Genomic DNA, 26,558 nt, shown 5'->3' on the forward strand with positions numbered 1-26,558 from the left:
GCAAGCGCCTTTCACCGCGCACACACGGACCCCTAGGGTCGTGACCATGACTGAAGCAATATCCGCTGACGGGATCCGGAAGCGGTACGGGGATGTCCAGGCTGTCGACGGAGTGTCACTCTCCGTCGAGTCTGGCGAGTTCTACGGGATTCTCGGCCCGAACGGGGCCGGCAAGACCACCACGCTGGAGATCCTGGAAGGGATCCGCGAGCTCGACGAGGGCCGCGTCGAGCTGCTGGGGCTCAGCCCCTGGCCGCGCAACTCCGCACTGCTGCCGAGGATCGGCGTGCAGTTCCAGGCCTCGGCCTTCTTCGTGAAGCTGACGGCCCGTGAAACCATCCGCACCTTCGCCTCGTTCTACGGCGTCGGCCCCAAGCGGGCCGACGCGATGCTGGAGCGGGTCGGCCTGACCGAGTCGGCCGGGGTGCAGACCGAGAAGATGTCCGGCGGCCAGGCGCAGCGGCTCTCGATCGCCTGCGCGATCGTGCACGACCCGGAGCTGCTCTTCCTGGACGAGCCCACCACCGGCCTCGACCCGCAGGCCCGCCGCAACCTCTGGGACCTGCTGCGGGACATCAACGCCGAGGGCCGCACGGTCGTCCTCACCACCCACTACCTGGACGAGGCCGAGGTGCTCTGCGACCGGGTCTCGGTGATGGACCACGGCAAGGTGCTGAAGACCGGGACGCCCGCCGCGCTGGTCCGGGAGATCGACGACACCGTCCGGGTGAGCGTGGAGTCCGGGCAACTGGCGACCGGCCGGGCGCAGGAGCTGTTCACCGCCGCCGGGGCGCAGATCACCGGGCTGGAGGACGACGGGGCGACCCTCTCGCTCTCCACCCGGCTGCCCGCGCCGGTGCTCTCCGTGCTGGCCGAGCAGAACGCGCTGCGCGGCCTCGAGGTGCGCGGCGCCACCCTGGAGGACGTCTTCCTGCAGCTGACCGGACGGGAGTACCGGGCATGAGCACCACTTCCACCCCCGTACGGCGGCAGGACCCCGCCACCGAGCCGGCCGGCACCGAGCGGGTCAGCGCCTTCACCGGGCTGACCCGGGTGATGCTGCTCGGCTTCGTCCGCGACCGCGGCGCGCTGTTCTTCGTGCTGCTGATGCCGCTGATATTCCTGCTGCTCTTCGGCGCGCTGTTCAAGAGCGCCGGCACCGCGCACGTGAAGGTGGCCGAGATCGGCCAGGTGCGGGTGCTGGACGACGTCCAGGGCGAGGGCCGGGCGCAGCTGGAGAAGGTCCTCACCATCACCAAGTTCGACGACGAGGGCGCGGCGCTGGAGAAGCTGCGCAAGGGCGACCTGGACGGGGTGATCAGCGAGGGCCCGGACGGCACGGTCAACCTGCGCTACAGCGCCACCGACCAGGTGAAGGCGGGCGGTGTCCAGAGCATCGTCAACTCGGTGGTGCAGGGCGCCAACCAGGCGGCCTCCGGGAAGGCACCGGCGTTCTCCATGGTGTCCTCCCAGGTCGAGGACGAGTCGCTGAAGCCGATCCAGTACCTCACCCCCGGCCTGCTCGGCTGGGCGATCGCCACCGGCGCGGTCTACGGCGCCTCGTTCACGCTGGTCAGCTGGCGCAAGAAGCGGGTGCTGCGGCGGCTGCGACTGGCCCCGGTCTCGCCCGGCGTCGTGGTCGGGGCGCGGGTGGCGGTGAGCCTGGTGGTGGCGCTCGCGCAGACCGCGATCTTCCTGACGGTGGCCACCATGCCGTTCTTCGGTCTCAAGCTGACCGGGGACTGGTGGCTGGTGGTGCCGCTGGTGCTCTGCGCGACCGTCGCCTTCATGTCGATCGGCCTGGTCACCGGCGCCGCCGCGAAGAGCGAGGAGGCGGCCAACGGCATCAACCAGATGATCATCCTGCCGATGTCCTTCCTCGGCGGCGCCTTCTTCCCGCTGGACGGCGCGCCCACCTGGCTGCAGACGGTCTCGCGCTTCCTGCCGCTGCGCTACCTGGTCACCTCCGCGCAGTCGGTGCTCAGCCGGGGCGGCGGGGTGCTGGACATCCTGCCGGCGATGGGCGGGCTGCTCGCCTTCACCGCGGTGATGTGCGCGATCGCCTGGCGCTTCTTCAACTGGGACGACGCGTAGCGTCCACCGTGGCCGATCGGCGCCCGACCTGCGCCGATCGGCCCGGAGCCACGATCCCCGGGGGTCGTACACCGAAAGTCCCGGTGTACGGCCCCCGGGGCCGTCTGGGAGCATGGTCGGGTGAACGAGATCCGGCGCGAGACGCTCAGCGAGGAGACCTTCTACCAGGCCGTGGGCGGCGAGGCCACCTTCCGGCTGCTGGTCCACCGCTTCTACCAGGGCGTCGCCCAGGACGAGCTGCTGCGGCCGATGTACCCGGAGGAGGACCTCGGCCCGGCCGAGGAGCGCTTCGCGCTGTTCCTGATGCAGTACTGGGGCGGTCCGCGCACGTACAGCGAGCAGCGCGGGCACCCGCGGCTGCGGATGCGGCACGCCCCGTTCGCCGTCGACCGGGCCGCGCACGACGCCTGGCTGAAGCACATGCGGGCGGCACTGGACTCGCTGGGCCTGCCCGTGGAGGCGGAGCACCAGCTGTGGGACTACCTCACCTACGCCGCCGCCTCGATGATCAACACCGCGGGCTGACCGAGGCTCCCGGGGCCGGGCTCAGGCCAGTGGGCTGAGGCCGAGGCCGGCGCCGGGGGCCGGGGTGCGGCGTACCGCCACCGATCCGGCGGGGGCGCTGAGCCGTAGCCAGCTGCCGGCCCGGTGCACGGTGAGCGGCACGGCCGGCTTCAGGAAACCGATCACGTACGCCGCGTGGACCGCCCGCAACGGCACCTCGGGGGCGGCCGGCAGCGGGCGCGACCAGATCTCGTCGGCCAGCGCGTCCAGCGCCGCACGGGTCCGGTGGTGCTCCGGGATCCGCTCGCTGCGCTCCTTGAACTCCCCGACGGCGGCCATCAGTTCGGGGTACACCTGGTAGGCGGACGGCGCCCCGACCGGCTGCCAGCCGGTGCGCGGCGGGAGCAGGCCGGCCCAGGCCGGGCCGGTCACCGGGGCCGGCACGTCGAACGCGCCCGCCTCCTGGTCCACCGACTCCAGCAGCTGCCCGGCCGAGACCGTGGTGTCCAGCGGGCCGTCCAGCCCGGCCAGCCGCGCCGTACGGATCGCCAGTGCCCCGGAGCCGCCCAGCGGCAGCCGGCCGAACACGGCGAGCACGCCACCCGGGCCCGCCGCACCCGTACCGGGGACGGCTTGGAGTCGCACCGCCGCCGCACGGTCGAAGCGCAGCAGCCTGGCCAGGAAGGCGCCGAGGTCGGCGGCCTCCCCGGTGTCGGCGAGACGGAGGCGGGTGGTGGTGGTCAACGGTGTTCAGCTCATTCGGTGCGGTCGGCGATGGTCCGGGCCCGCGGCCCGGCCGGCTCCGGGGCCGTGGCCCGCGGGTGGAGGTGCCCCTCGGGGCCCGGCCGGCTCAGGCCGCGGCGCCCTGGGGCTCCCGGACGTCGTCGGTGTAGCGGCTGAGGAACTCGCGCTCCACGGCGCTGATCCGGCGCGGCCGGCCCTCCGCCAGGTTGTACGGGACGACGACGGTCGAGGCCCGCACGTACACGGTCTCGGTACCGTCCTCGGCCACGTCCTTGATCTCGTAGGCGACCGTCAGCGAGGCGCCGCCGATCTGGGTCACCCAGGTCTCCACCGTGACCGGCTCGGGCCGGTGGGTGAGCGGACGCTTGTAGTCGATCTCGTGCCGGGCCACCACCGAGCCGCCCGCGAACTCGCCCGCACCGGCCTCGGCGGCGCGGTGGAACATGAAGTCGATCCGCGCCTCCTCCAGGTAGCGCAGGAAGGTCACGTTGTTGACGTGGCCGAAGGCGTCCATGTCGGACCACCTCATGGGGCAGGCGTAGATGTGGCGTGCCACGTGGAATCTCCTCCGTTCGAAGGGCCGTTCGCGGCCCCGTCCGCCAACCGCGCGGGCCGTCGGACGGCCCTCAGGGCGGCGGCCCGGCAGACCACCCCCAGGGGCAGCCTGCCGGGCCGTTGTTGCATCGGCGTTGCCGCCGGCCGTCCGGTTGCGGACGGCTCGGTATGCGCTCGACTCAGCCTCGGGTCAGCTTCTTGTAGGTGGCCCGGTGCGGGCGGGCGGCGTCGGCGCCCAGCCGCTCGATCTTGTTCTTCTCGTAGGAATCGAAGTTGCCCTCGAACCAGAACCACTTGCTCTCACCCTCGTACGCGAGGATGTGGGTGGCCACCCGGTCCAGGAACCAGCGGTCGTGGGAGATGACCACGGCGCAGCCCGGGAACTCGAGCAGGGCGTTCTCCAGCGAGGAGAGCGTCTCGACGTCGAGGTCGTTGGTGGGCTCGTCGAGGAGCAGCAGGTTGCCGCCCTGCTTGAGGGTGAGCGCCAGGTTGAGGCGGTTGCGCTCACCACCGGAGAGCACCCCGGCCGGCTTCTGCTGGTCCGGGCCCTTGAAACCGAAGGCCGAGACGTAGGCGCGGGAGGGCATCTCGACCTGGCCGACGTTGATCCAGTCGAGCTCGTCGGAGACGACGGCCCACAGGGTCTTCTTCGGGTCGATGTTGGCCCGGCCCTGGTCGACGTAGCTGACCTTGACGGTCTCGCCGACCTTGACGGTGCCGCCGTCCGGCTGCTCCTCGCCGAGCAGCATCTTGAACAGCGTGGTCTTGCCGGCGCCGTTCGGGCCGATCACGCCGACGATGCCGTTGCGCGGCAGGGTGAAGCTGAGGTCGTCGATCAGGACCTTCTCACCGAAAGCCTTGGAGAGGTTGTTCACCTCGACCACGACGCTGCCCAGACGCGGGCCCGGCGGGATCTGGATCTCCTCGAAGTCCAGCTTCCGCATCTTGTCGGCCTCGGCCGCCATCTCCTCGTACCGCGCGAGGCGGGCCTTGGACTTGGCCTGACGGCCCTTGGCGTTGGAGCGCACCCACTCCAGCTCCTCCTTGAGCCGCTTGGCGCGCTTGGCGTCCTTCTGGCCCTCGACCTTGAGGCGCGACTGCTTGGCCTCGAGGTAGGTGGAGTAGTTGCCCTCGTACGGGTAAGCGCGGCCGCGGTCGAGCTCGAGGATCCACTCGGCGACGTTGTCGAGGAAGTACCGGTCGTGGGTGACCGCGACGACGGTGCCCGCGTACTTCTCCAGGTGCTGCTCCAGCCAGTTCACCGACTCGGCGTCCAGGTGGTTGGTGGGCTCGTCGAGCAGCAGCAGGTCGGGGGCCTCCAGCAGGAGCTTGCAGAGCGCCACGCGGCGGCGCTCACCACCGGAGAGCTTGGTGACGGGCCAGTCGCCGGGCGGGCAGCCCAGGGCGTCCATGGCCTGCTCCAGCTGGGCGTCGAGGTCCCAGGCGTTGGCGTGGTCCAGGTCCTCCTGGAGCCGGCCCATCTCCTCGAGCAGCGCGTCCGAGTAGTCGGTCGCCATCAGCTCGGCGATCTCGTTGAACCGGTCGAGCTTGCCCTTGACCTCCTTGACGCCGTCCTGGACGTTCTCCAGGACCGTCTTGGACTCGTCGAGCGGGGGCTCCTGGAGGAGCATCCCGACGCTGTAGCCGGGCGAGATGTACGCCTCGCCGTTCGACGGCTGGTCGAGGCCGGCCATCATCCGCAGCACGGTGGACTTACCCGCGCCGTTCGGGCCGACGACGCCGATCTTCGCTCCGGGGAGGAAGTTGAGAGTCACGTCGTCAAGGATGACCTTGTCGCCGTGTGCCTTGCGCACCTTGCGCATGGTGTAGATGAATTCCGCCACGTGAGATCGCTCCGGCGTCGTCGTGAGTAATCGGCTTGCAGCCTTCCATTGTGCCGCACCGGGCGGCACCGCCCTAACGGCCGTCCTGACCGGGGCCCCGACGCGGACGGTCCCGCCCTCCGCGGATCGCGGGGGACGGGACCGTCTCAGCACTCAGACCCGGAGGTCAGGCCCGGTCTCCCGGGCCGTACCGCGTCAGGCCGCGTTGCGACCGTGGCGGCCACGACGGCGCAGGGCGAAGACCGCACCCGCACCGGCGACGACCAGGGCGCCGGCAACGCCGGCGATGATGCCGGTGCCGCTACCGCCGCCGGTGGAGGCCAGGTTGCCGCCGCCCGTGGTGGTGCCGGTGGCCGGGGTGGACGGCGAGGCGCTCGGGGTCGAGCCGCCGGTGCCACCGGTGGTGCTGGACACCTTGCAGTCCAGGACGCCGGAGAACTCCTTGGTGAAGTTCGGGCCGGTCACCTTGATCTTGTACGCGGCGTCCTCGGCGACCGGGACGAGCACGGTCTCGGTCTTGCCGGGGGCGACGTTGACGGTCTTGCCGGGCGCGACGGTCACGTCGGCCGCCTCGTCACCGCCGTTGGTGACGGTGACCTGGACACCGTTCTTGGTGCAGTCGATCTTGGCGGAGGCCGACAGCTGCGGGCCCTTCGCCTGGGTCCAGGTGGCGGCGGCGGTCTTGTTGACCGTGACCTCCTCGGAGCCGGCCAGGATCATGCTCTGGCTGTGCTTCTCGGGGGTGTAGCCGACGCTGAGGAAGACGCGGCCGGTCTGCACGACGGTGGTCGCGGTGGCGTTGACCTTGGCCGAGCCGGCCGCGGTGCCCGACGGGACGTCCAGGAAGAGCTGGGTATCCTTGGCGATCGGACCGGTGAGGGTCGAGACGGCCTTGCCGTCCTTGTCGAGCAGCTTGACCTTGCCGCCGGAGGCGTCGTCGGAGACCGACAGCTTGACCGACTCGGCGCTGCTGTTCAGGGTGAACGGGCCGAGCTTGGTGCCCGACTTGCCGTTGACGGTGGCCGGGTCGAGGTCGAGCGAGGGCTTGGGCTCGGGCATGCCCGTGTTCGCGGAACCCGCGAGGTACTCGGTGAGCTGCTTGGCCTCCGCGTCCAGCGGGGTGGCCGTGGTCTTGTTGTCCGAGAAGCGCCAGATCGCGGCCTGGGTACCGGCGGCCGCGTCCTCCTTGGTGAAGTCACCGGTGACCCCGGCGGCCTTCTTGACCGTCTCGAGGTCGAGCTTCGGGTACGAGTGCTCCAGGATCCAGCGGATCTTGCCGGCGGCCTCGGCCTTGCCGGGAGCGCCCAGCGAGCTGGAGGACCAGTCCGACTCCTGGTACTTGATCTCGCCCTTGATGTCGACGCCGTGGTCGACGTCGATGCAGTAGGTCTGGATCTTCTTGCCGTCGGAGGTGAGCAGGGTGAAGAGGCCACCGTCGATCTTGTGGGTGGCGTCCACCTGCACCGGTCCGCTCAGCATGGTCGGCTGGATCACCGCGGTGACCCCCGAACCCGAATCCCCCTCGGCGGCCGGAGCCGCGCCTGCCGCGAAGGCCCCACCAGCGACCGCCAGGCTCGATGCGAGCATGACAGTGGCTATCCGGGAGAGAGCCCGCCCCTGCTTGTGGAACATGTGTTGATCCCTTCGGGCTTGACCGCGCTCGTGGCCGGCCGCCCTTGCAAAGCGGCGCCCCCTGTGACGCCACTGCACCTGTGTGGACCAGACGCATCCTATTGACCTGCCGCGACGTTCAAACCGTAGTAGCAAACCAGGACAGTTCCGTAGCTATATCGTTATCAAACAGCTGATCATCCAGTGTTGTTGACGGTTCGACAGAATGCACCATCGATTCCGCCCCCGGGCGCGCTTTGCACTCCACGGCCCACGAAGTGCCGGGATATCGATCAGATTTGCACCTTAGTCGACATGTTCCCCCCTGCTCGACACAACTCCACCACGGGCCTCACCCGTCACCTCCATCGGTGGCCAACTCCCGCCCTGAACCGCCCACATCACCCACATCACCCACATCGGACACCCGGTCCGGCCCGGTCGACCGCCTCGCCTCGACCGCTGCCACGATCCAGCCCGGCAGGGCCTGCTCCACCGAGGTGACGGCCGGCGGCAGCTCCGCCAACCCGCCCCGCACCGCTCCGACCTGCCCCGTCGGCAGCTCCGGCCGGACCGGCACGGCCCGGCGGAACGCCGAGGTGCCCCGCGAGAGGTCGTGGCCCACCACTCGGGCGTCGATCTCCACCACCGACCGCCTGCGCTCCTCCTCCTCCCACTCCCTGACTCTCAGTCGCCCGCTGACCACCACCGGATCGCCCTTGCTCACCGAGCTGACCAGGTTGGTCGCCAGCCAGCGCCAGGCCACCACCGTCACCCAGCTGGTGTCGCCGTCCACCCAGTCACCGCTGCCGCGGTCGAAGCGCCGCTCGGTGGTCGCCATCCGGAAGTTGGCGACCGGCACGCCGGCGGCCGTCTGCGCGTAGCTGACCGTCGAGGCCACGTTCCCGACCATGGTCACCAGGGTCTCGTTCACCGCTCACCCCTCGTCTCCGGACCGGCGCTCCCGCCGGCCCCTCGTCACCGCCCACCGGCCGCCACCGGACGGCCCCACCCACGGACCGCCATTCGGCCACCCACGGGCAGGCCCCGCAGGCCGCCATTCGACCACCCGCGCCGACCGCCCAGCGGCACCGGCAGAACTCCGGAAGGAATCCCTCGGGACGCATTCCCGGGGCATTCCGTCCGGGATCAGATTGCCCCATTCACCGACACTCGCCGGAAGCGCCCGATTTCCTGTGGAAAACTCGCCCCTGTGGACAATCCGAGTAGCTCGTTCGAGTTAGTGAACCCTGAATTCCATTGTCTCGGGAACTCGCCCATCCTCGCGGACATGACAACGAATCACGCAAACCGCACATCCCACCAGGACCCGAACGAGTGGCCAGCCGCCCGCCCGGGGCATGTCATCCGACCGAACTAACCCAAATCCGGCCCCCACCTGTCACTACCGCCGGGTATTCTCCGCACCGAATCCATAACGGGTGAGGAGGCAGCCCCGTAACGAGTGCACAACGTCCGGCTCCAACGCCCCTCAGGGCGCTGCACGTCCGGCCACCACCTGCGATTATCGGACCGCTCCACCAAGGCCGACACACCCGACCCGACACCTGAACGCCCGGTGGAGGATCCCGACACCCGTATCCTGTCCCGGAACATCCAGCCCCCGGCCAGGGGTCGGGTGCGCCCGTCCACCCGGGTACCCGAGAGACCTGCCCCGGTCGCGACATTGCGTCCGCGGTCCCTCACTCAGCGCAGTCGAAGGCCGGTTTTCCCGGCCTGACGCCCCGCCCGGCCCCCATAGCTCAGCGGATAGAGCACCCGCCTTCTAAGCGGTAGGTCGCAGGTTCGAATCCTGCTGGGGGCACCGAGACCCCGCCCGAATGGACCGGGCGGGCAATCCGGCCGACCGGGCTCAGGCCACCGGGCCGCCCTGAACGGGCCCTTCCGCACCCCCGGCGCAGGCCGCCCGAGCAGCCCCCGCCGAGAGGTCCGCGAGATAGCGGTCGACCAAGCGGATCTGGCGTTCCGGCGGGAACTCCTGCGGCGCGAACAGCGCCTGCACCACCAGCCCCAGGACGTGGCTCTGCGCCGCGGCGGCCACCTCCAGGTCCGCCTCGCCCACCTCCGCCTCGCCCGCCGCCGCCCCCACCTCGTTCCCCGCCCCGCCCGGCAGCTCGCCGAGCCGGCGGGCCCGGGCGACGTGCGCGGCCATCCGCAGCCGGGAGCGCCGGTAGCGCTCGGCGTGCTCCGCGGCCAACTCCGGATCGGCGAGCGCCACGTCCCAGGAGGCGACCCAGATCCGGTTGTCGGCGGCACCCTGCGCCGTCAGCGGCAGGATGTCCAGCAGGACCGCCCGCAGCGTGGCCAGCCCGGGGGCGGCCGCGTCGACACCTGGGCGCGCCCGGCCGGCCGAGCGCCGGTCGAGGACCTCGAGAGCGTGTCGGACCAAGGCGCGCTTGTTCGGGAAGTAGTGGGTGAGCAGCCCCGTGGAGGCGCCCATCTCGGCGGCGACCGCGCGCAGCGTCAACCCCCCGAAGCCGCCGTCCGCCAGCACCCGCCAGACCGCCGCCGAGACGTCGGCGCGACGGGCTTCATGGTCTCCACGGGCGGGCGTCATGGCGTTCATGCTACCTACCAAACGTTTGTTATGTACCCTGGCACCCGCACTCACCCGCACCCCCGCACCCCCGCACCCCCGCACCCCCGCACCCCCGCACCCGAACCCCGCACCGCCCGACCGGAGGCCCGCCGTGTACGCCGTACCGCTCACCGAGGACGCCGAGCTCCGCCCGCTGGAACCCTGGCAGGCCGAGGAGTTCCTCACCCACATGGATCGGGCCCGCGCGGACGTCGACCCGTGGATCCCGTGGGCCGCGCGCTCGACCGACCTCGACTCGGCCCGCGCCACCCTGCAGGGGTACGCGGACCGGCAGGCGTCCGACACCGGCCGGATCTTCGGCATCTGGCTGGACGGCACCCTGGTGGGCGGGGTGATGTTCGTCCACTTCGACGCCACCGCCGGCACCTGCGAGGTCGGCGTCTGGTCCGAGCCCGCCGGGCAGGGGCGGGGGCTGATCTCCGCCGCGGTCCGGCAGCTGATCGACTACGCGCTGGTCGAGCGCGGCCTGCACCGGGTGGAGTGGTGGAACACCGCGAACAACGTGCGCAGCCGCGCCGTCGCGCAGCGGATGGGGATGCACCGGGACGGCGTGCTGCGGGAGTACTCCTCCTACAACGGCGTCCGGCACGACATGGAGATCTGGTCGGTGCTGGCCCACGAGTGGCGCCGCCCGGACGCCCCGGCAGCCACCACCGCGACCGCCTGAGCCCGCCCCGGCACCCCGGCCCGCTCTCCGAGGTGTGGCAGGTGGTGGACGCCTCGGGCCTGGTCGCCGGACCGCACACCTCGACCCTGCTCGGCGTCTCCTGCCTCGGCTGCACCGGCCAGTTGGTGGAGATCACAGCGACGGCCGTGGTTGCGGACGGGGACGCTGTGCAAGGGTGAGGCCGACAGCGCGACGGACATCCCCAGCACCCCCGGAGGCACCGATGGTCGAGCAGGTCGAGACCGGAGTGGACGGCCTGCGCGCCGAGGTGGCGGGCGCCGTCGCCACCCTGGTGCTGGACCGCCCGGCCCGCCGCAACGCCGTCACCCGGGCGATGTGGCAGGGGATCCCGGGCGTGCTGGACCGGCTGGCCGCCCACCCGGAGGTCCGCGCGCTGGTGCTCACCGGCGCCGCCGGCACCTTCTCCGCCGGCGCGGACATCACCGAACTCGCCACCGTGTACGCGGGTCCGGACCTGGCGGAGGCCTACCACGCGCAGAACGTGGCGGCCGAGGAGGCGCTGGCGGCCTTCCCGCACCCCACCCTCGCCGTGGTGCACGGTGCCTGCGTCGGCGGCGGCTGCCAGCTGGCGGTCGCCTGCGATCTGCGGTTCGCCGCCGAGGACGCCCGGTTCGGCATCACCCCGGCCAAGCTGGGCGTGGTCTACCCGGCCGCGCCGACCCTCCGGCTGGCCCGGCTGGTCGGGCCAGCCCGGGCCAAGTACCTTCTGTTCTCAGGTGAGTTGGTGTCCGCCGCGCGCGCGGAGCGGTACGGGCTGGTGGACGAGGTGCTGCCGGCCGCCGAACTGGACGGGCGGGCGGCGGAGTTCGCGCGGCTGCTGGGGCGGCGCTCGCCGCAGACCATCGGCGCGGTGAAGGCCGCGCTGTCCGTCCCCGCGGACCAGGCTGCCGAGGCGCTGGCCCCGTGGGTGCGCAAGTCCCGCCTGGCACCGGACGCCAGGGAGGGGCTGGCCGCCTTCCTGGAGCGCCGTGAGCCACAATTCTGACCGACACCACCCCCTCATGGATCGGCTCCCGATGGACACCCGCACCCCTGCCCGACCCGACGTCCCCACCGGCGGCGAGGGGGTGGGCGAGCAGGCCGCCCCGGCCCCGAAGGAGCCCCGCTGGGCCCGGCTGGTCACCGACGGCGTGGAACCCAAGAACGTGATCATCGCGGCTCTGCCGCTGGTGGGCGTGGGCCGCTACGGCCTGGCCGGCCTCGGGTGGGCGGTGTTCGCCGCGCTGTTCGCCGCCGTGATACCGACCTGGTTCATCCGGCACGGGATGCGCAGCGGCCGGATCGAGGACCGCCACGTCGGGATGCGCCGGCGCAGGCTGGTGGTGCTGCCGTTCGTGATGCTGTCGGTGCTGACCAGCCTGGTGACGCTGGTGCTGCTGGACGCGCCGGCCGACATGACGGCGATGGTGCTGGCGATGTTCGCCTCGCTGGTGCCGCTGCTGGTGGTCACCGTCTGGTGGAAGATCTCCGTGCACACGGCCGTGACCAGCGGCGCGATCGTCTGCGTGGCCGTCGCGCTGGGGCCGTGGTGGCTGCTGGCGTACCCGCTGGTGCCGCTGGTCGGGTGGTCCCGGGTGGTGCTCCGGGACCACACGCCCGCGCAGACCGTCGCGGGCAGCGTGGTCGGCGCCCTGACGGCCGGTCTGGTGTTCTGGGCCACCCGCTGACGGCAGACGGCAGACGGCAGACGGCCCGGAACGCCTCCGGGCCGCAGCGGCCGCGCTCAGCGGATCGGCAGCCCCGAGATCGCCCGCGCGATGACCAGCCGCTGGATCTCGCTCGTCCCCTCGAAGATGGAGTAGATCGCGCTGTCCCGGTGCATCCGCTCCACCGGGTACTCCCGGGTGAAGCCGTTGCCGCCGAGGATCTGCATCGCCTGCGCGGTCACCCACTTCGCGGTCTCACCGGCGTAGAGCTTCGACATCGAGCCCTCGGCGGCGGTGAACGGCTGGTTGTTGGCGGCCATCCAGGAGGCCCGCCAGACCAGCAGCCGGGCGGCGTCGATCCGGGTGCGCATGTCCGCCAGCTGGAAGGCGACGCCCTGGTTGTCGATGATCGGCCGGCCGAACTGCACCCGGGTGCGGGCGTAGTCCAGCGCCACCTCGTACGCCGCCCGGGCGATCCCGATCGCCTGGGCGCCGACGGCCGGCCGGGACGCCTCGAAGGTCGCCATCGCCGCGTTCTTCCCGGCCGCCGACCCGGTGCCGGAGGCGGCGCCGGCCGCCCGTTCGCGGGCCCGGGCGAGGCGCTCGTCGAGCTTCTCCTTGCCGCCGAGCAGGCAGTGCCCGGGCACCCGGACCTCGTCCAGCACCACCTCGGCGGTGTGCGAGGCGCGGATGCCGTGCTTCTTGAACTTCTGCCCCTGGGCCAGGCCCGGGGTGCCGGGCGGCACGATGAACGAGGCCTGCCCGCGCGCGCCGAGGGTCGGGTCGACGGTCGCGACCACCACGTGCACGTCGGCGATGCCGCCGTTGGTGGCCCAGGTCTTGGTGCCGTTCAGCAGCCACTCGTCGGTGGCCTCCTGGTAGACCGCGCGGGTGCGCAGCGCGGAGACGTCCGAGCCGGCGTCCGGCTCGGAGGAGCAGAAGGCGGCCACCTTGACGTCGTCCGGGGTGCCGAACATCTGCGGCGCCCAGGTGCCGATCTGCTCGTCGGTGCCGTTGGCGAGCACGGCGACGGCGGCCAGCGTGGTGCCGACGATGGCGAGGCCGAGGCCGGCGTCGCCCCAGAACAGCTCCTCCATGGCGATCGGGATGCCGACGCCCGAGGGGTCGAAGTACTGCTGGGCGTAGAAGTCGAGGGAGTAGATGCCGAGTTTGGCCGCCTCCTGGATGATCGGCCAGGGGGTCTCCTCGCGCTCGTCCCACTCGGCGGCGGCCGGGCGCATCACGTCGGCGGCGAAGCCGTGCAGCCAGTCGCGGACGGCCAGCTGGTCCGGCCCCGGGTCCAGGGAGAAGGTGCTCATGGTGCCTCCGGTCGGCGGGTTGGCGCGTGGGGTCGCGCGCTGGTTCGGGTGCGGGCTCGCGTTGCGGTCCGCGCGCCGGTCCGTACGACGGTGCGGCGGCACGGCGGTGCGGTCGGCGGCGCGATCAGGGGTAGGGGGCCGGGTGCGGGCCGGGCGGGGCCCGCGCCATCGGCGTGTTACCTCGGGTAACATCACAGGAGTCTGCTACTGATTGGTAACGCCTGTCAACGCTCGCCACGCCCCCGACCGCAGGAGCCCGCACCGTGCCGACGCCCCCCGCCCAGCCCACCGGCGAGCTGCGCCGCGAGCAGCTGCTCAACGCCGCCGACCGGGTCGTCCAGCGTGAGGGGCCGGGCGCGAGCATGAACGCGATCGCCGCCGAGGCGGGGATCACCAAGCCGATCCTGTATCGGCACTTCGGCGACCGGAACGGCCTGATCGGCGCCCTGACCGAGCGTCACACCAGCGGGCTGCTGGCCGCGGTGCGGGCCGCGCTGAACGAGCCGCTGGAGCGCCGGGACCGGGTGGAGCACGTGCTCGACACCTACCTGGCCGCGATCGAGTCCCGGCCGCAGGTGTACCGGCTGCTGACCCACCCGGAGGCCGGCGATCCGACCGGCGCGGGCAGTGCGCTGGCGCCGGCCCTGCGGCAGATCGCCGAGGAGATCACCAAGGCGGTGCAGACCCAGGTCGACCTGGGCGCCGACGGGCCGCTGCTGTCCGAGACCTGGGGCCGGGCGGTGACCGGGATGGTGCTGGCGGCCGGTGACTGGTGGCTGGAGCAGCGGCCCTGCCCGCGGGCGCGGATGGTGCAGGCCCTCGCCGACCTGCTCTGGGGCCGGCTGGCCGCCGCGGGCGACCTGCCCGGGGCCGTCGCGGCGGCCCAGCCGGCGCCCCCACCGGCCGAGGAGCCGGCCGGAGAACCGGCCGCGGAGCAGTCGCCGCGGACCGGGTGATCCACCGCCCCTCCCGCCGAACATGAGGCGCACTCACCTCTTGTGCGGGGCCGTCACCCTCGGGCAGGATCGGCCACCACCACGCCCGAACCACCGAGCACCCGAGCAGCACCGCCGCACCGTCGCCCTGAACCGCCCGCCCCGATCCCTTCCGAGGTGTCCCGTGCGCGTTCGCCGTTCGGCCGCAGCCCTGTGCCTGGCCGCCGCCGCCCTGCTGACCTCCACCCCCGCGGCCGGCGCCGCGACCGCCGGCGAAGCCCGTACCGGTGCGGACCGGGCCGGCCGCCCGGCGGCCGACCTCCCCACCGGGACGGTCACCACCGCCGACGGCCGCACCCTGTTCACCGACGGCTCCGGGCGGGTGCTCGACCTGCGCGGCTTCAACCTCGACAAGTACGCCGAGGCCACCGAGGCCGATCTGCGCTCGATCGCCGACCGCGGTTTCACCCTGGTCCGGCTGCCGGTCTCCTGGACCAGGCTGGAGCCGGCCCCCGGCCGGTACGACCGGGCCGAGCTGGACCGGCTGCACCGGCTGCTCGACGCGGCCGAGCGGTACGGGCTGCTGGCCGTGATCGACTTCCACCAGGACGTCTACGGGCCCAAGTTCGGCGGCGGCGACCGGGGCATCCCGGTCTGGGCCACCCGGGACGAGGGCCTGCCGTTCGTGGAGGACCCGGACGACTGGTTCGCCGGGTACTTCCAGCCCGCCGTCCAGGCCTCCTTCCGCCACCTGTACGACGACGCCGACCTGCGCCGGGCGCAGACCCGCTTCTACACCTGGCTCGCCGGCGAACTCCGCGGCCACCGCTCGCTGCTGGGCTACGACCTGTTCAACGAGCCGTCCGGCCCGATCGACGGCGACCCGACCGATCCCGCGGTGCTGGTGGCGGCCTCGGCGGCGCTGGAGCGCGACCGGCTGCCGGCGATGTACCGGCGGCTGATCGGCGCGATCCGCCGGGTGGACGAGCGCTCCTGGCTGTTCGTGGAGCCGACCGTCCTGGTCGGCCAGGGCGTGCCCACCGAACTGCCGGCCCTCGCCGACCCCCGCCCCGGGCCCGACCGGCTCGGCTACGCGCCGCACTTCTACGACACCGCGGTCGAGGCGGGCCGGGACTGGGATCCGGCCGGCGGCTTCGTCGAGCGCTACACGGCGGCGATCACCGGCTACCCGACCGCCCACCGGCTTCCGGTGCTGGTGGGCGAGTGGGGGCCGCCGAACACCCGGACCCCGGGCAACGCCGAGCTGGTACGCCGTCAGGTGGCCGCGATGGCGGGCTTCGCGGCCGGCTGGACCCAGTGGTACTGGTGCACCGGCACCGGCGGCTACTGCGCGCTCGGCCCGGACGGCCGGCCCGCCCCCGGCGAGGAGCCGGCCTTCGGCCCGTACCCGGCCGCGCTGGCCGGGCGCCCGGTCTCCCAGGGGGTGCGCGCGGACGGCCGCTGGGCGCTGACCTTCACCGCCGGGCGCGGCCCGGTCCCGACCGAGCTGGTGCTGCCCGCCACCGGCTACCCGAACGGTGTCCGGGTGACGGTCTCCGGGGCCCGGACGGCGCTGGTGGACGTCCGGCAGCCGGGCGCCGGCCGGGCCGGGTCGGCCCGGATCCTGCTGCCGGGCGTCCGCGCGGGGGCGCGCGTCACCGTGACGCTGACCCCGCGCTGACGCCGCGGCGACACCACCGCTCTCCACGGCTCACCACGCCGGCGCCGCCGTCCGACCCGCCGCGGCCACGGCTCAGCCCAGCCCGCGCCGGGCGAGCAGCGGCTCGGTGCGCGGGTCGCGGCCGAGCACCGCGCGGAAGGACTCCAGCGCGTCCCGGCTGCCGCCCCGGGAGAGCAGCTCGGCCCGGAAGACCTCGCCGCTCTCGCGCACCGGGCGGCCGTTGGTCCGGAACCACTCCACGGTGTCGGCGTCCATCACCTCGGACCAGATGTAGGCGTAGTACCCGGCGCTGTAGTCGTCCGAGAAGACGTGGCTGAAGTAGCTGGTGCGGTAGCGCGGCGGGATGCCGGGCACCAGCAGCCCCGCCCGCTCCAGCGCCTGCCGCTCGAACTCCTCGGCGTCGGCGATCTCCTGGCCGGCCGGGACGGTGTGCCAGGCCCAGTCGAGCAGCGCCGCCGCCAGGTACTCCACGGTGCGGAAGCCCTGGCCGAAGTTCTCGGCCGCCTCCAGCCGCCGCAGCAGCTCGGCCGGCAGCGGCTCGCCGGTCTCGTGGTGGCGGGCGAAGCTGGTCAGCACCTCCGGCCAGGTCATCCACATCTCGTTGACCTGGGAGGGGAACTCCACGAAGTCGCGGGGCACCGCCGTGCCGGAGAACAGCGGGTAGCGGACCGCGGAGAACAGCCCGTGCAGGGCGTGGCCGAACTCGTGGAAGAGCGTGCGGACCTCGTCCCAGGTGAGCAGGGCGGGCTCGCCGGCCGCGGGCCTGGCGATGTTGAGGTTGTTCACCACCACCGGGCGCCGGCCCAGCAGCTCGGACTGCTCGACCAGTTCGTTCATCCAGGCGCCGCCGCGCTTGGTGTCCCGGGCGTGGAAGTCCGCCAGGAACAGGCCGAGCGCGCTGCCGTCGGCCTCGAACACCTCGAAGACCCGGGCGTCCGGGTGGTAGGCGGTCAGGTCGGTGCGCTCGGTGAAGGTCAGCCCGTACGCCAGGCGGGCCGCGAGGAACACCCCGTCGTGCAGCACCCGCTCCAGCTCCAGGTACGGGCGCAGCGCCGCCGCGTCCAGCTGGTAGGAGGTCTGCCGGACCCGCTCGGCGTAGAACGTCCAGTCGTGGGCGGCGAGTTCGGTGATGCCGTCGGCCTCGGCGGCCTTGCCGAGTTCGGCCCGCTCGCGCTCGGCGTTGGCGACGGCCGGCGCGACCAGCCGGGCGAGCAGCGCGTCCACGGCCTCGACGCTGCCGGCGGTCTCGTCGGCGACCACGTGGGCGGCGTGGCTCGGGTGGCCGAGCAGCGCGGCGCGCTCGGCCCGCAGCCCGGCGAGCCGGATCGCCAGCGGACCGTTGGTCGCGGTGGCCCGGCCGAGGGCGGCGGCGAGCAGGCGCTCGCGCAGCGCGCGGTCGGTCAGCTGGGCCAGCTCCGGCTGGTTGGAGACGTTCTTCAGGCTGAGCACCCACCGGCCGTCCAGGCCGAGCGCCCGCCCGTTCTCGGCGGCCGCGGCGACGGCGTCGGCCGAGAGCCCGGCCAGCTCCTCGGCCCGGTCGAGCACGATCGCGCGCTCCTTGTCGGCCGCGCGCAGGTTCTTGCGGAAGGCGGCGGCGTCGGTGGCGAGCGCGGCGTTGATCTCGCGCAGCCGCCGCTGCTCCTCGGCGCCGAGCAGGGCACCGGCCCGGACGAACCCGTTGTGGTGGCGCTCCAGCAGCCGCAACGACTGCGCGTCCAGGCCGAGGTCGGCACGGACCCGGTACAGCGCGTCGAACCGGGCGAACAGCGCCTGGTCGAGCAGGATCGCGTCCTGGTGGGCGGCGAGCCGGGGGCTGATCGTCGCGTCCAGCTCCTGCACCCCCGCGGTGCCGTCGGAGGACGACTGGTTGGCGAAGACCAGCGCGACCCGGCGCAGCAGCGCACCGGACCGCTCCAGCGCCACGACCGTGTTCCCGAAGCTCGCCGGCTCCTGGTCGGCCGTGATCGCGGCGATCTCGGCCAGCTGGTCGGCCATGCCCCGCTCGAAGGCCGGCAGGTAGTGCTCTTCCCGGATCTCGGCGAAGGGCGGCAGTTCGTAGGCCAGGGTGCTGGGCCCGAAGAAGGGGTTGAGGCTCATTCGACCGACCATACGCGGTGGTGTCGGAGCTGCCTACCTCCACTTTTGAAGGACGGTCAGCCGTGCTCGGGGGCACCGGCGCGGTGCGGTCCGGGCCAGGGATCCGACCGGCCGGAGACCCGGCGGGAACCGGCCTGCGGCCGGCTGTCGGACCCACCCGGTACCGTCGGACCCGCACCGCGGATCCGCTCCCGCGGCCGACCCGGGAGAGGAGGCACCGCCGATGGCAGCGCCGACCGCACCGCGCACCGCCCTCGTGCCCGACCAGCACGGGTCCGGCGGGCGCCTGCAGCCGCTGGACGAGGCCGGCGTCCCGCTCGGTCCGGCGGTCCACCACCCGCGCCTGGCGGCCGCGGTCGCCGCCGCCGAGGAGGCCGGGCAGCCGCGCTGGGTCTGGGCCGCCGCCGACAGCGCGTACGCCCCGCTGCTCCCGGTGCGGCTGGCCCGCTGCCACGACCTGCGGCTGGTCGAGGCCCTGCTGCTGGGCCATGAGGGACGCTGGGGGGCGCCGCGTTCGCTCGGCGCCGCCTGGGCCAGGCTGCACGGCCTCGCCGTCCCCGCCGACCTGCCCGAGCCCGGCGTCGACGACCAGGACGGCCTGTTCACCCCGGACCGGCTCCAGCTCCCCCCGGGCACCGACCCGCTGGCGGCGGTGGTCGCCGTCCACGCCGAGCAGCAGCGCCGGCTCTCGGCCATCGCCGACCCCGCGGCCCGCTCCCGGTTCCGGCTGCTGGTGGCGGCCGAGTCGGCGGGCGCGCTGCTCGCCGTCGAGATGGCAGACGACGGCCTGCCCTGGCGGGTGGACGTGCACGACCGGCTGCTCACCGACCTGCTCGGCCCGCGCCCGACGATCCCCGGCGCCCGGCCCAAGCTGCTGGCCGAGCTCGCCGCCGAGCTCCAGCAGGCGCTCGGCGGGCGCCCGTTCAACCCCGATTCGCACGGCCAGGTGCTGCGGGCCTTCGCCGACCAGGGCGTCCAGCTCGGTTCCACCCGCAGCTGGGAGCTGCGCCAGGTCGACCACCCGGCGGCCGACCTGCTGATCCGCTACAAGGAGCTGTCCCGGCTGCACGCCGCGCACGGCTGGGCCTGGCAGGACACCTGGGCCAGGGGCGGCCGGTTCCGCCCCGAGTACGTGGTGGGCGGCGTGGTCTCCGGGCGCTGGGCCAGCCGCGGCGGCGGGGCGCTGCAGATCCCCCGCGTGCTGCGCGGCGCGGTGGTCGCCGACCCGGGCTGGGCCCTGGTCGTCGCCGACGCCGCCCAGCTCGAACCCCGGGTGCTGGCCGCGCTCTCCGAGGACGCGGGCCTGGCCCGCAGCGCCGCCGGCGGCGACCTGTACCAGGCGCTCGCCGCCCACGCCTTCCAGGGTGACCGGGAGAAGGCCAAGCTCGGCCTGCTCGGCGCCATGTACGGCCAGACCACCGGCGACATCGGGCCGCTGCTGGCCACCCTGCGCCGCCGCTACCCCGCCGCGATGGGCTACGTGGAGGCGGCCGCCCGGACGGGCGAGGACGGCGGCGTGGTGCACTCGCGGCTCGGGCGGGCCTGCCCGCCACCCTCCGCCGACTGGCTCGACCTGACCGAGGCCGCGGACGCCGCCGCCGAGGGCGGCGCGCGCTCCGCCCGGGCCCGGGGCCGGTTCACCCGCAACTTCGTGATCCAGGCCAGCGGCGCCGACTGGGCGCTCGCCCTGCTCGCCTCGCTGCGTCGCCGGCTGACCGCGCTCGGCGGTGGCGAGGACCGCCCGCACCTGGTGCTGTTCCAGCACGACGAGGTGATGGTGCACACCCCGATCGACCTGGCCGACCAGGTGGTGGCCGCGGTGACCGCGGCCGGCGAGGAGGCCAGCGCGCTGGTCTTCGGAGACACCCCGGTGCGGTTCCCGCTCAGCACGGCCGTGGTGGAGCGGTACGCCGACGCCAAGTAGCGGGCGGGCGCCGCCGCGGCACCGGGCCGGCTCAGAACTTCCGGAACTCCCGGGCCGCTTCGGCCGCCGCCACCACCTCGGCCAGCGCGGCGCCGGTCGAGGCCGCCACCACGGCGGCCACCGCGCCCTCCACCAGGGGCGCGTCCACCAGCACCCGGCCCTCGCCCGGCTCGTCCTCCAGCACGGTGCGCGCGGTCAGCACCGAACTGCCCAGGTCGGCCAGCAGCACCACCCCGGCCCCGCCGTCCGCGGCCCGCACCGCCCCGGCGATCAGCTCGTAGCTGGTGCCGAGCCCGCCGTCGGCCGTCCCCGCCGCCGGCAGCACGGTCACCGCGCCGCCGCCCAGCTGCGCCAGCAGGTCGCGCAGGCCGTCGGCGAGCCCGGCGCTGTGCGAGACCAGTACCACTCCGACCCGAGCGTCCATCGGCCGAGCCTAACCGGCCGCCGCGGCACGGCCGTTCGTCCGAGCGCCGTGTCGTTGCGGGTGGCCCCGCAGGCCACGACATCGTGCCGTTGCCGGTGGCCGCGCGGGCCCGGCGGCGTCTCGTCGCCGGTCGCGACCCGGGTCCGGCGGCGTGTCGTTGCCGGTGGCCGCCCGGACCCCGCGGCGTAACGTCGGTCGCAGCATCCGCCGAGGGGAGCCAGCGCCGTGAAGAAGCTGATCAACGACCCGGAGCACGTCCTGCCGGACGCCCTGGCCGGGTTCGCCGCCGCCCATCCGGAGCTGGTGGTGGACCTGGCCGCCCGGGTGATCACCAGGGGCACCCGGCCGGCGGCGCCCAAGGTCGCCCTGGTCTCAGGTGGCGGCTCCGGGCACGAGCCGCTGCACGCGGGCTTCGTCGGCCCCGGCATGCTGGACGCGGCCTGCCCCGGCGAGATCTTCACCTCCCCCGTCCCCGACCAGGTGCTCGCGGCGGCCCGGGCCGTGCAGCAGGGCAGGGGCGTGCTGCTGGTGGTGAAGAACTACACCGGCGACGTGCTGAACTTCGGGCTCGCCGCCGAACTCGCGGCCGAGGAGGGGATCGAGGTCCGCACCGTCCTGGTGGACGACGACGTCGCCGTCGAGGACTCCACCTGGACGGCCGGACGCCGCGGCACCGGTGCCACCGTCGCGGTGGAGAAGATCGCCGGCGCGCTGGCCGAGCGCGGGGCCACGCTGGCGGAGGTGGCAGCCGTCGCCGAACAGGTCGACGCCGCCTCCCGCTCCTTCGCGATCGCCCTGAGCGCCGCCACCGTGCCGGCCGCCGGGCACCCCGGGTTCGACCTGCCGCCCGACGAGATCGAGGTCGGCGTCGGCATCCACGGCGAGCCGGGCCGCCGGCGCGCACCGCTGCGCCCCGCCCGCGAGCTGGTCGCCGAGGTGGTGGACACCATCCTCGCCGACCACCACCTCGCCGCGGGCGACCGGGTGGTCGCGCTGGTCAACGGCCTGGGCGCGACCCCGCTGCTGGAGCTCTACCTGGTCTTCGGCGAGGTGCACGCCCGGCTCGCCGAACGCGGCATCACGATCGCCCGCAACCTGGTCGGCAGCTACGTCACCAGCCTGGACATGGCCGGCTTCTCGCTCACCCTGACCAGGGCGGACGACCGGCTGCTGGAACTCTGGGACGCCCCGGTGGCCACCCCCGCCCTCCACCGGTCGTGACCGTGGACACCCTGGACACCGCCCTCGCCGCCGATTGGCTGCGCGCCGCCGCCGCGTCGGTCGAGGAGCACGCGCAGCAGCTGACCGAGCTGGACACCGCGATCGGCGACGGCGACCACGGCAGCAATCTGCGCCGCGGCTTCTCCGCGCTCGCCCCGCTGCTGGCCGCACCGCCGGCCGGCGGCCCCGGCGAGCTGCTGCGGGCGGCCGGCACCACGCTGATCTCCACGGTCGGCGGCGCCGGCGGCCCGCTGTACGGCAGCGCCCTGCGGGCCCTCGGCGCCGCCCTGCCCGCCCGGCCCGCCACCGCCGCCGACCTGGCCGGGGCGCTGGCCGCCGCACTGGCCGCGGTGCAGCGGCTGGGCGGCGCGCAGCCCGGCGACAAGACCATGGTGGACGCGCTGGCCCCGGCCGCCGAGGCCTTCCGGGCAGCCGCCGATCGGGGGCTGCCGGCCGCCGCCGAAGCCGCCGCCCGGGCCGCCGAGCAGGGCGCCCGCGACACCGTGCCGCTGCAGGCCCGCAAGGGCCGGGCCTCCTACCTGGGCCCGCGCAGCACCGGGCACCAGGATCCGGGCGCCACCTCCACCGCACTGATCCTGCGGGCGCTCGCCGAGACCACCGCCGGAGCCTGATCCCTGCTCACCCGGCCCCGCTCACCCGACCCCGCTCACCCGGCCTCGTCGGTCCGGTCGGTCCGGCTGATCAGCATCAGCAGCGCGTCGTCCCCCAGCTCGCCCCCGGTGTGCACCAGCAGGTCGGCGTAGATCCGGCCGACCGCCGACTCCAGCTCGGCCGGCGAGCGCGCGGCCCCGCCCACCAGCGGGCCGACCCGTTCGGCCAGCGGGTAGAACTCGCCGGTCCGCCGGTGCCTGGCCTCCACCACCCCGTCGGTGCACAGCACCAGCACGTCGTCCGCGCCGAACGGCACCCGCATCGACGTCGGTTCGCCGACCGCCAGCGAGCCCAGTCCCAGCGGCACCCAGGGGTCGCTGGCCTCCAGGACCGTCACCCGGCCGTCCCGGGTCACTTGGATCGGCGGCACGTGGCCGAAGTGCAGCAGCTCGACCAGGTCCGGGTCGGCGAACTCGGCGAACAGCGCCGTGGTGAACTCGCCGTCCGGCACGTGCCGCTCCACGCTCGCCTCGATCCGCGCCGCGACCCTCCGCAGCTCCCGTTCGTCGTACGCGGCCTCCCGGAACGCGCCCAGCACCACGGCCGCCGTCTGCACCGCGCCCAGCCCCTTGCCCCGGACGTCGCCGACCAGCACCCGGGTGCCGTTCGGCGTGTCCAGCACCGAGTAGAGGTCGCCGCCGATCCGGGCCGCGTCGGCCGCGGAGACGTACCGCACGGCCAGGCGCAACGGCCCGACGCGCGGGCCGGGCTGGCGCAGCAGCGCCCGCTGGGCCGCCTCCGCGACCGAGCTGACGGCGGCGAAGGCGGCGGCCCGGCGCATCCGCAGGCGGGCCACCCAGGCGCTGAACGCGGTCATCGCCAGGTAGCTGAGCATCGCGCCGAACAGGAACCGGCCGTCGCTGAGGTCGGCCACCTTGTCGTAGTAGCTCAGCCAGACCAGCGAGACCAGGCCGAGCGTGCAGACCGCCAGCAGCTCCATCGGCCGCAGGGTCAGACAGGCGATGGCCGGGACCACCACCATCAGCGGGGCCAGGTAGCGGTCCTGCCCGGAGAGGAAGTCCGCCAGCGAGACCACCAGGATGGCGAGCAGGGCCGGCGCGGCCCGGCGGCGGAACGAGAGGTCCTGCAGGTCGGCGGCGAGCAGCGCGCTGCGCCGGCGGGCCGGCGGCACCCCACCGGCCCTGGGCAGGGCCGTGCGGCTCCGGCTGTTCCAGGACACATTTCGAACATATCGGAGTAAAGGCTCCCCCGCGCCGCACGGACAGGGCCGCCCGGCGGCCACCGGAACGGGCGAATCACCGCGATCCGGATATGACCGCCGGGCGATCAGCCGCCATGCTGCGAGTCAGGCCACAGCTGCCCGCCCTGCCGCGGAATACCCCCGGGGGGTATGGTGTTGAGCCTGACAGACCTACCCGCGCAGCCCTATCCCCGGAGGCCCCCGTGTCCAGCACCACCACCTACACCGTCACCGGCATGAGCTGCGGCCACTGCGAGAAGTCGGTGAGCGCCGAGGTCTCCGCGCTCCCCGGCGTGATCGAGGTGGCCGCGGACGCCAAGGCCGGGACGGTCACCGTGTCGGCCTCCGCACCGCTCACCGAGGAGCAGGTCCGGGCCGCCGTCGACGAGGCCGGTTTCGCCCTGGTCGGCCAGGAAGCCTGAGCCCGGCAGCGGGGGCGGCGCCGGTCCCGGCCGCCCCCGCGGCGGACCCGCGAAGAGGAGCAGACTGAGGCATGAGCACCACCCACGGCATAGCACCCGCCGCCGTCGAGCGGGTCGAACTCTCGATCGGCGGCATGACCTGCGCCTCCTGCGCGGCCCGGATCGAGAAGAAGCTCAACCGGATCGACGGCGTCGAGGCCACCGTCAACTACGCCACCGAGCGGGCCCGGGTCGACTTCGGTCCGGGGGTGAGCGTCGCCGACCTGATCGCCACCGTGGAGCGGACCGGCTACACCGCCGAACTCCCGCCGCCCCCCGAGCCCGCCGCCGCGCCGGCCGGCCCCGAGCAGCCGTCCGCGGCGCCCGACCCGCTGCTCCAACGGCTGCGGATCAGCACGCTGCTCGCCGTCCCGGTGGTGCTGCTCTCGATGATCCCCGCCCTCCAGTTCGACGACTGGCAGTGGCTCGCCTTCGCCCTCACCGGCCCGGTCGTCGTGTACGGCGGCCTCCCCTTCCACCGCGCTGCCTGGACCAACCTCAAGCACGGCGCGGCCACCATGGACACCCTGGTCTCGCTCGGCACCCTGGCCGCCTTCGGCTGGTCCGTGTGGGCCCTGTTCCTCGGCGACGCCGGCATGCCCGGCATGCGGCACGGCTTCACCCTCGCGGTCGGCGGCCAGGACGCCGCGAGCACGCTCTACCTGGAGACCGCCGCCGCCGTCACCGTCCTGATCCTGCTCGGGCGCTGGCTGGAGGCCCGCTCCAAGCGCCGCGCCGGCGCCGCCCTGCACGCCCTGCTGGAACTCGGCGCCAAGGACGTCTCGGTCCTGGTCGACGGCCGCGAGGTCCGGCTGCCGGCCGACCGGCTCACCGTCGGCGCCCGGTTCGTGGTCCGTCCCGGCGAGAAGATCGCCACCGACGGCACGGTGCTGGAGGGCAGCTCGGCCGTGGACGCCTCGATGCTCACCGGCGAGTCCGTCCCGGTCGAGGTCACCACCGGCGATCCGGTCACCGGCGGCACCGTCAACGCCGGCGGCCGGCTGGTGGTCGAGGCCACCCGGGTCGGCGCCGACACCCGGCTGGCCCGGATCGCCAAGCTGGTCGAGGAGGCACAGAACGGCAAGGCCGCCGCCCAGCGACTGGCCGACCGGATCTCCGCCGTCTTCGTCCCGGTGGTCGTCCTGATCGCCCTGGGCACCCTGGTCGGCCAGCTGCTCGCGGGCGCCGGCAGCACCGCGGCCTTCACCGCCGCCGTCGCCGTGCTGATCATCGCCTGCCCCTGCGCGCTCGGCCTGGCCACCCCCACCGCCCTGATGGTCGGCACCGGCCGCGGCGCCCAGCTGGGCATCCTGATCAAGGGCCCCGAGGTGCTGGAGTCCACCCGCCGGGTCGACACCGTCGTGCTCGACAAGACCGGCACGGTCACCACCGGCCGGATGTCCCTGATCGCGGTGCACACCGCCGAGGGCACCGACGAGGCCGAGGTGCTGCGCCTGGCCGGCGCGCTGGAGAACGCCTCCGAGCACCCGATAGGCGCCGCCGTCGCGGCCGCCGCCACCGAACGCCTCGGCACGCTGCCCCCGGTCGAGCGCTTCGAGAACCTGCCCGGCCGCGGCGTGCTGGGCACGGTCGACGGCCACGCCGTCCTGGCCGGCCGTGAGGCCCTGCTCGCCGACCGCGCCCACCACCTGCCGACCGCCCTCGCCGAGGCCGCCCGCCGGGCCGAGGCCGCCGGTCGCACCGCGGTGGCGGTCGGCTGGGACGGCGCCGCCCGCGCCGTGCTGGAGGTCGCCGACACCGTCAAGCCCACCAGCGCCGAGGCGATCGTCGCGCTGCGCGCCCTGGGGCTGCGCCCGGTGCTGCTCACCGGGGACAACCGCGCGGTGGCCGCATCGGTGGCCGCCGAGGTCGGCATCGCCGCCGAGGACGTGCTGGCCGAGGTGCTCCCCGAGCAGAAGGTGGCCGCCGTGCGGCGCCTGCAGGCCGAGGGGCACGCGGTGGCGATGGTCGGCGACGGCGTCAACGATGCCGCCGCGCTCGCCCAGGCGGACCTGGGGCTGGCCCTCGGGACCGGGACCGACGCCGCGATCGAGGCCGGCGACCTGACCCTGGTGCGCGGGGACCTGCGCGCCGCGGCGGACGCGATCCGGCTGGCCCGCCGGACCCTGGCCACCATCAAGGGCAACCTGTTCTGGGCCTTCGCCTACAACGTGGCCGCCATCCCGCTGGCCGCGGCCGGGCTGCTGAACCCGGTGGTGGCCGGCGCCACGATGGCCTTCTCCTCGGTCTTCGTGGTCACCAACAGCCTGCGGCTGCGCAAGTTCCGCGCCTCCTGACGGCGGCCGGCCGGCCGGCT

Annotated in this window: 23 protein-coding genes, 1 tRNA gene and 1 pseudogene; 15 read left to right on the top strand and 10 right to left on the bottom strand. The window is 73.9% G+C overall.

The window, feature by feature from the left end; all coding sequences use genetic code 11:
• The first annotated feature begins 112 nt into the window (after positions 1-112).
• From ABT014_RS17305 to ABT014_RS17315, 3 genes are all read left to right on the top strand, one after another.
• A complete protein-coding gene (locus tag ABT014_RS17305) occupies positions 113-964 on the top strand; it encodes an ABC transporter ATP-binding protein (RefSeq protein ID WP_350639603.1) in 852 nt (283 codons plus the stop codon).
• The gene (locus ABT014_RS17310; protein WP_350639604.1) at positions 961-2,094 is read left to right on the top strand and encodes an ABC transporter permease; all 1,134 of its coding nucleotides are present in this window, start codon (positions 961-963) and stop codon (positions 2,092-2,094) included. The genes ABT014_RS17305 and ABT014_RS17310 overlap by 4 nt, the downstream gene beginning before the upstream one ends.
• A gap of 120 nt (positions 2,095-2,214) precedes the next feature.
• Positions 2,215-2,619, top strand: a complete 405-nt coding sequence (locus ABT014_RS17315) for a globin (protein WP_350639605.1) — start codon at positions 2,215-2,217, stop codon at positions 2,617-2,619.
• A gap of 21 nt (positions 2,620-2,640) precedes the next feature.
• On the opposite strand, the gene ABT014_RS17320 is transcribed toward ABT014_RS17315, so the two are convergent.
• From ABT014_RS17320 to ABT014_RS17340, 5 genes are all read right to left on the bottom strand, one after another.
• Positions 2,641-3,342: a DUF8010 domain-containing protein gene (locus ABT014_RS17320; protein WP_350639606.1), complete on the bottom strand. Its 702-nt coding sequence runs from the start codon at positions 3,340-3,342 to the stop codon at positions 2,641-2,643.
• Positions 3,343-3,448: 106 nt separating this feature from the next.
• On the bottom strand, positions 3,449-3,898 hold the full coding sequence (locus tag ABT014_RS17325) for an acyl-CoA thioesterase (protein ID WP_350639607.1): 450 nt from the start codon (positions 3,896-3,898) through the stop codon (positions 3,449-3,451).
• Between the two features lie 178 nt (positions 3,899-4,076).
• On the bottom strand, positions 4,077-5,741 hold the full coding sequence (gene ettA, locus ABT014_RS17330; protein ID WP_350639608.1) for an energy-dependent translational throttle protein EttA: 1,665 nt from the start codon (positions 5,739-5,741) through the stop codon (positions 4,077-4,079).
• Positions 5,742-5,936: 195 nt separating this feature from the next.
• The gene (locus ABT014_RS17335) at positions 5,937-7,328 is read right to left on the bottom strand and encodes a Cys-Gln thioester bond-forming surface protein (RefSeq protein WP_350639609.1); all 1,392 of its coding nucleotides are present in this window, start codon (positions 7,326-7,328) and stop codon (positions 5,937-5,939) included.
• Positions 7,329-7,704: 376 nt separating this feature from the next.
• A complete protein-coding gene (locus tag ABT014_RS17340) occupies positions 7,705-8,286 on the bottom strand; it encodes a single-stranded DNA-binding protein (RefSeq protein WP_350639610.1) in 582 nt (193 codons plus the stop codon).
• Positions 8,287-9,104: 818 nt separating this feature from the next.
• On the opposite strand from ABT014_RS17340, the gene ABT014_RS17345 reads away from it, so the two are divergent.
• A tRNA-Arg gene (locus ABT014_RS17345) sits at positions 9,105-9,177 on the top strand.
• Between the two features lie 48 nt (positions 9,178-9,225).
• Here the strand turns inward: ABT014_RS17345 and ABT014_RS17350 are convergent.
• Positions 9,226-9,930, bottom strand: a complete 705-nt coding sequence (locus ABT014_RS17350) for a TetR/AcrR family transcriptional regulator (protein ID WP_350639611.1) — start codon at positions 9,928-9,930, stop codon at positions 9,226-9,228.
• A 133-nt stretch (positions 9,931-10,063) separates the two neighbouring features.
• Between ABT014_RS17350 and ABT014_RS17355 the strand changes: the two genes are divergently transcribed.
• The 4 genes and pseudogenes from ABT014_RS17355 (at position 10,064) to ABT014_RS17370 (ending at position 12,327) form a co-directional block, all read left to right on the top strand.
• Positions 10,064-10,639 carry a GNAT family N-acetyltransferase gene (locus tag ABT014_RS17355; RefSeq protein ID WP_350639613.1) on the top strand — a complete coding sequence of 192 codons (576 nt, stop codon included), beginning with the start codon at positions 10,064-10,066 and terminating at the stop codon, positions 10,637-10,639.
• Between the two features lie 14 nt (positions 10,640-10,653).
• Positions 10,654-10,818 (top strand): annotated as a pseudogene (locus tag ABT014_RS17360) (RidA family protein); the annotation flags it as partial.
• 44 nt (positions 10,819-10,862) lie between these two features.
• A complete protein-coding gene (locus ABT014_RS17365) occupies positions 10,863-11,645 on the top strand; it encodes an enoyl-CoA hydratase/isomerase family protein (protein ID WP_350639614.1) in 783 nt (260 codons plus the stop codon).
• Positions 11,646-11,676: 31 nt separating this feature from the next.
• The gene (locus ABT014_RS17370; RefSeq protein WP_350639615.1) at positions 11,677-12,327 is read left to right on the top strand and encodes a phosphatase PAP2 family protein; all 651 of its coding nucleotides are present in this window, start codon (positions 11,677-11,679) and stop codon (positions 12,325-12,327) included.
• A gap of 56 nt (positions 12,328-12,383) precedes the next feature.
• Here the strand turns inward: ABT014_RS17370 and ABT014_RS17375 are convergent, their stop codons facing one another.
• Positions 12,384-13,625, bottom strand: coding sequence for an acyl-CoA dehydrogenase family protein (locus ABT014_RS17375; RefSeq protein WP_350639616.1), 1,242 nt, complete (start codon positions 13,623-13,625; stop codon positions 12,384-12,386).
• A gap of 263 nt (positions 13,626-13,888) precedes the next feature.
• Here ABT014_RS17375 and ABT014_RS17380 point away from each other — a divergent pair, with 263 nt between their 5' ends.
• On the top strand, positions 13,889-14,581 hold the full coding sequence (locus ABT014_RS17380) for a TetR family transcriptional regulator (protein WP_350639618.1): 693 nt from the start codon (positions 13,889-13,891) through the stop codon (positions 14,579-14,581).
• 163 nt (positions 14,582-14,744) lie between these two features.
• Complete coding sequence (locus ABT014_RS17385; protein WP_350639619.1) at positions 14,745-16,241, top strand: cellulase family glycosylhydrolase; 1,497 nt, start codon at positions 14,745-14,747, stop codon at positions 16,239-16,241.
• A 72-nt stretch (positions 16,242-16,313) separates the two neighbouring features.
• Here the strand turns inward: ABT014_RS17385 and ABT014_RS17390 are convergent, their stop codons facing one another.
• Entirely contained in the window at positions 16,314-18,338 is a 2,025-nt protein-coding gene (locus tag ABT014_RS17390) for a M3 family metallopeptidase (protein WP_350639620.1), read from the bottom strand.
• Between the two features lie 223 nt (positions 18,339-18,561).
• On the opposite strand from ABT014_RS17390, the gene ABT014_RS17395 reads away from it, so the two are divergent.
• On the top strand, positions 18,562-20,262 hold the full coding sequence (locus ABT014_RS17395) for a bifunctional 3'-5' exonuclease/DNA polymerase (RefSeq protein ID WP_350639621.1): 1,701 nt from the start codon (positions 18,562-18,564) through the stop codon (positions 20,260-20,262).
• Between the two features lie 31 nt (positions 20,263-20,293).
• Here the strand turns inward: ABT014_RS17395 and dhaM are convergent, their stop codons facing one another.
• Complete coding sequence (dhaM, locus tag ABT014_RS17400; RefSeq protein WP_350639622.1) at positions 20,294-20,686, bottom strand: dihydroxyacetone kinase phosphoryl donor subunit DhaM; 393 nt, start codon at positions 20,684-20,686, stop codon at positions 20,294-20,296.
• A 225-nt stretch (positions 20,687-20,911) separates the two neighbouring features.
• Here dhaM and dhaK point away from each other — a divergent pair, with 225 nt between their 5' ends.
• Together dhaK and dhaL are read left to right on the top strand one after the other, a co-directional pair.
• Positions 20,912-21,907: a dihydroxyacetone kinase subunit DhaK gene (dhaK, locus tag ABT014_RS17405; protein ID WP_350639623.1), complete on the top strand. Its 996-nt coding sequence runs from the start codon at positions 20,912-20,914 to the stop codon at positions 21,905-21,907.
• Positions 21,904-22,539 carry a dihydroxyacetone kinase subunit DhaL gene (dhaL, locus tag ABT014_RS17410; RefSeq protein ID WP_350639625.1) on the top strand — a complete coding sequence of 212 codons (636 nt, stop codon included), beginning with the start codon at positions 21,904-21,906 and terminating at the stop codon, positions 22,537-22,539. The genes dhaK and dhaL overlap by 4 nt, the downstream gene beginning before the upstream one ends.
• A 35-nt stretch (positions 22,540-22,574) precedes the next feature.
• On the opposite strand, the gene ABT014_RS17415 is transcribed toward dhaL, so the two are convergent.
• A complete protein-coding gene (locus tag ABT014_RS17415) occupies positions 22,575-23,759 on the bottom strand; it encodes a PP2C family protein-serine/threonine phosphatase (protein WP_350639626.1) in 1,185 nt (394 codons plus the stop codon).
• Between the two features lie 116 nt (positions 23,760-23,875).
• On the opposite strand from ABT014_RS17415, the gene ABT014_RS17420 reads away from it, so the two are divergent.
• Together ABT014_RS17420 and ABT014_RS17425 are read left to right on the top strand one after the other, a co-directional pair.
• Complete coding sequence (locus ABT014_RS17420) at positions 23,876-24,202, top strand: heavy-metal-associated domain-containing protein (RefSeq protein WP_502895001.1); 327 nt, start codon at positions 23,876-23,878, stop codon at positions 24,200-24,202.
• 71 nt (positions 24,203-24,273) lie between these two features.
• Positions 24,274-26,538 carry a heavy metal translocating P-type ATPase gene (locus ABT014_RS17425; protein ID WP_350639629.1) on the top strand — a complete coding sequence of 755 codons (2,265 nt, stop codon included), beginning with the start codon at positions 24,274-24,276 and terminating at the stop codon, positions 26,536-26,538.
• The last annotated feature ends 20 nt before the right edge of the window (positions 26,539-26,558 follow it).

The organism is Kitasatospora sp. NPDC094015 (assembly GCF_040304075.1).
Lineage (GTDB): Bacteria > Actinomycetota > Actinomycetes > Streptomycetales > Streptomycetaceae > Kitasatospora.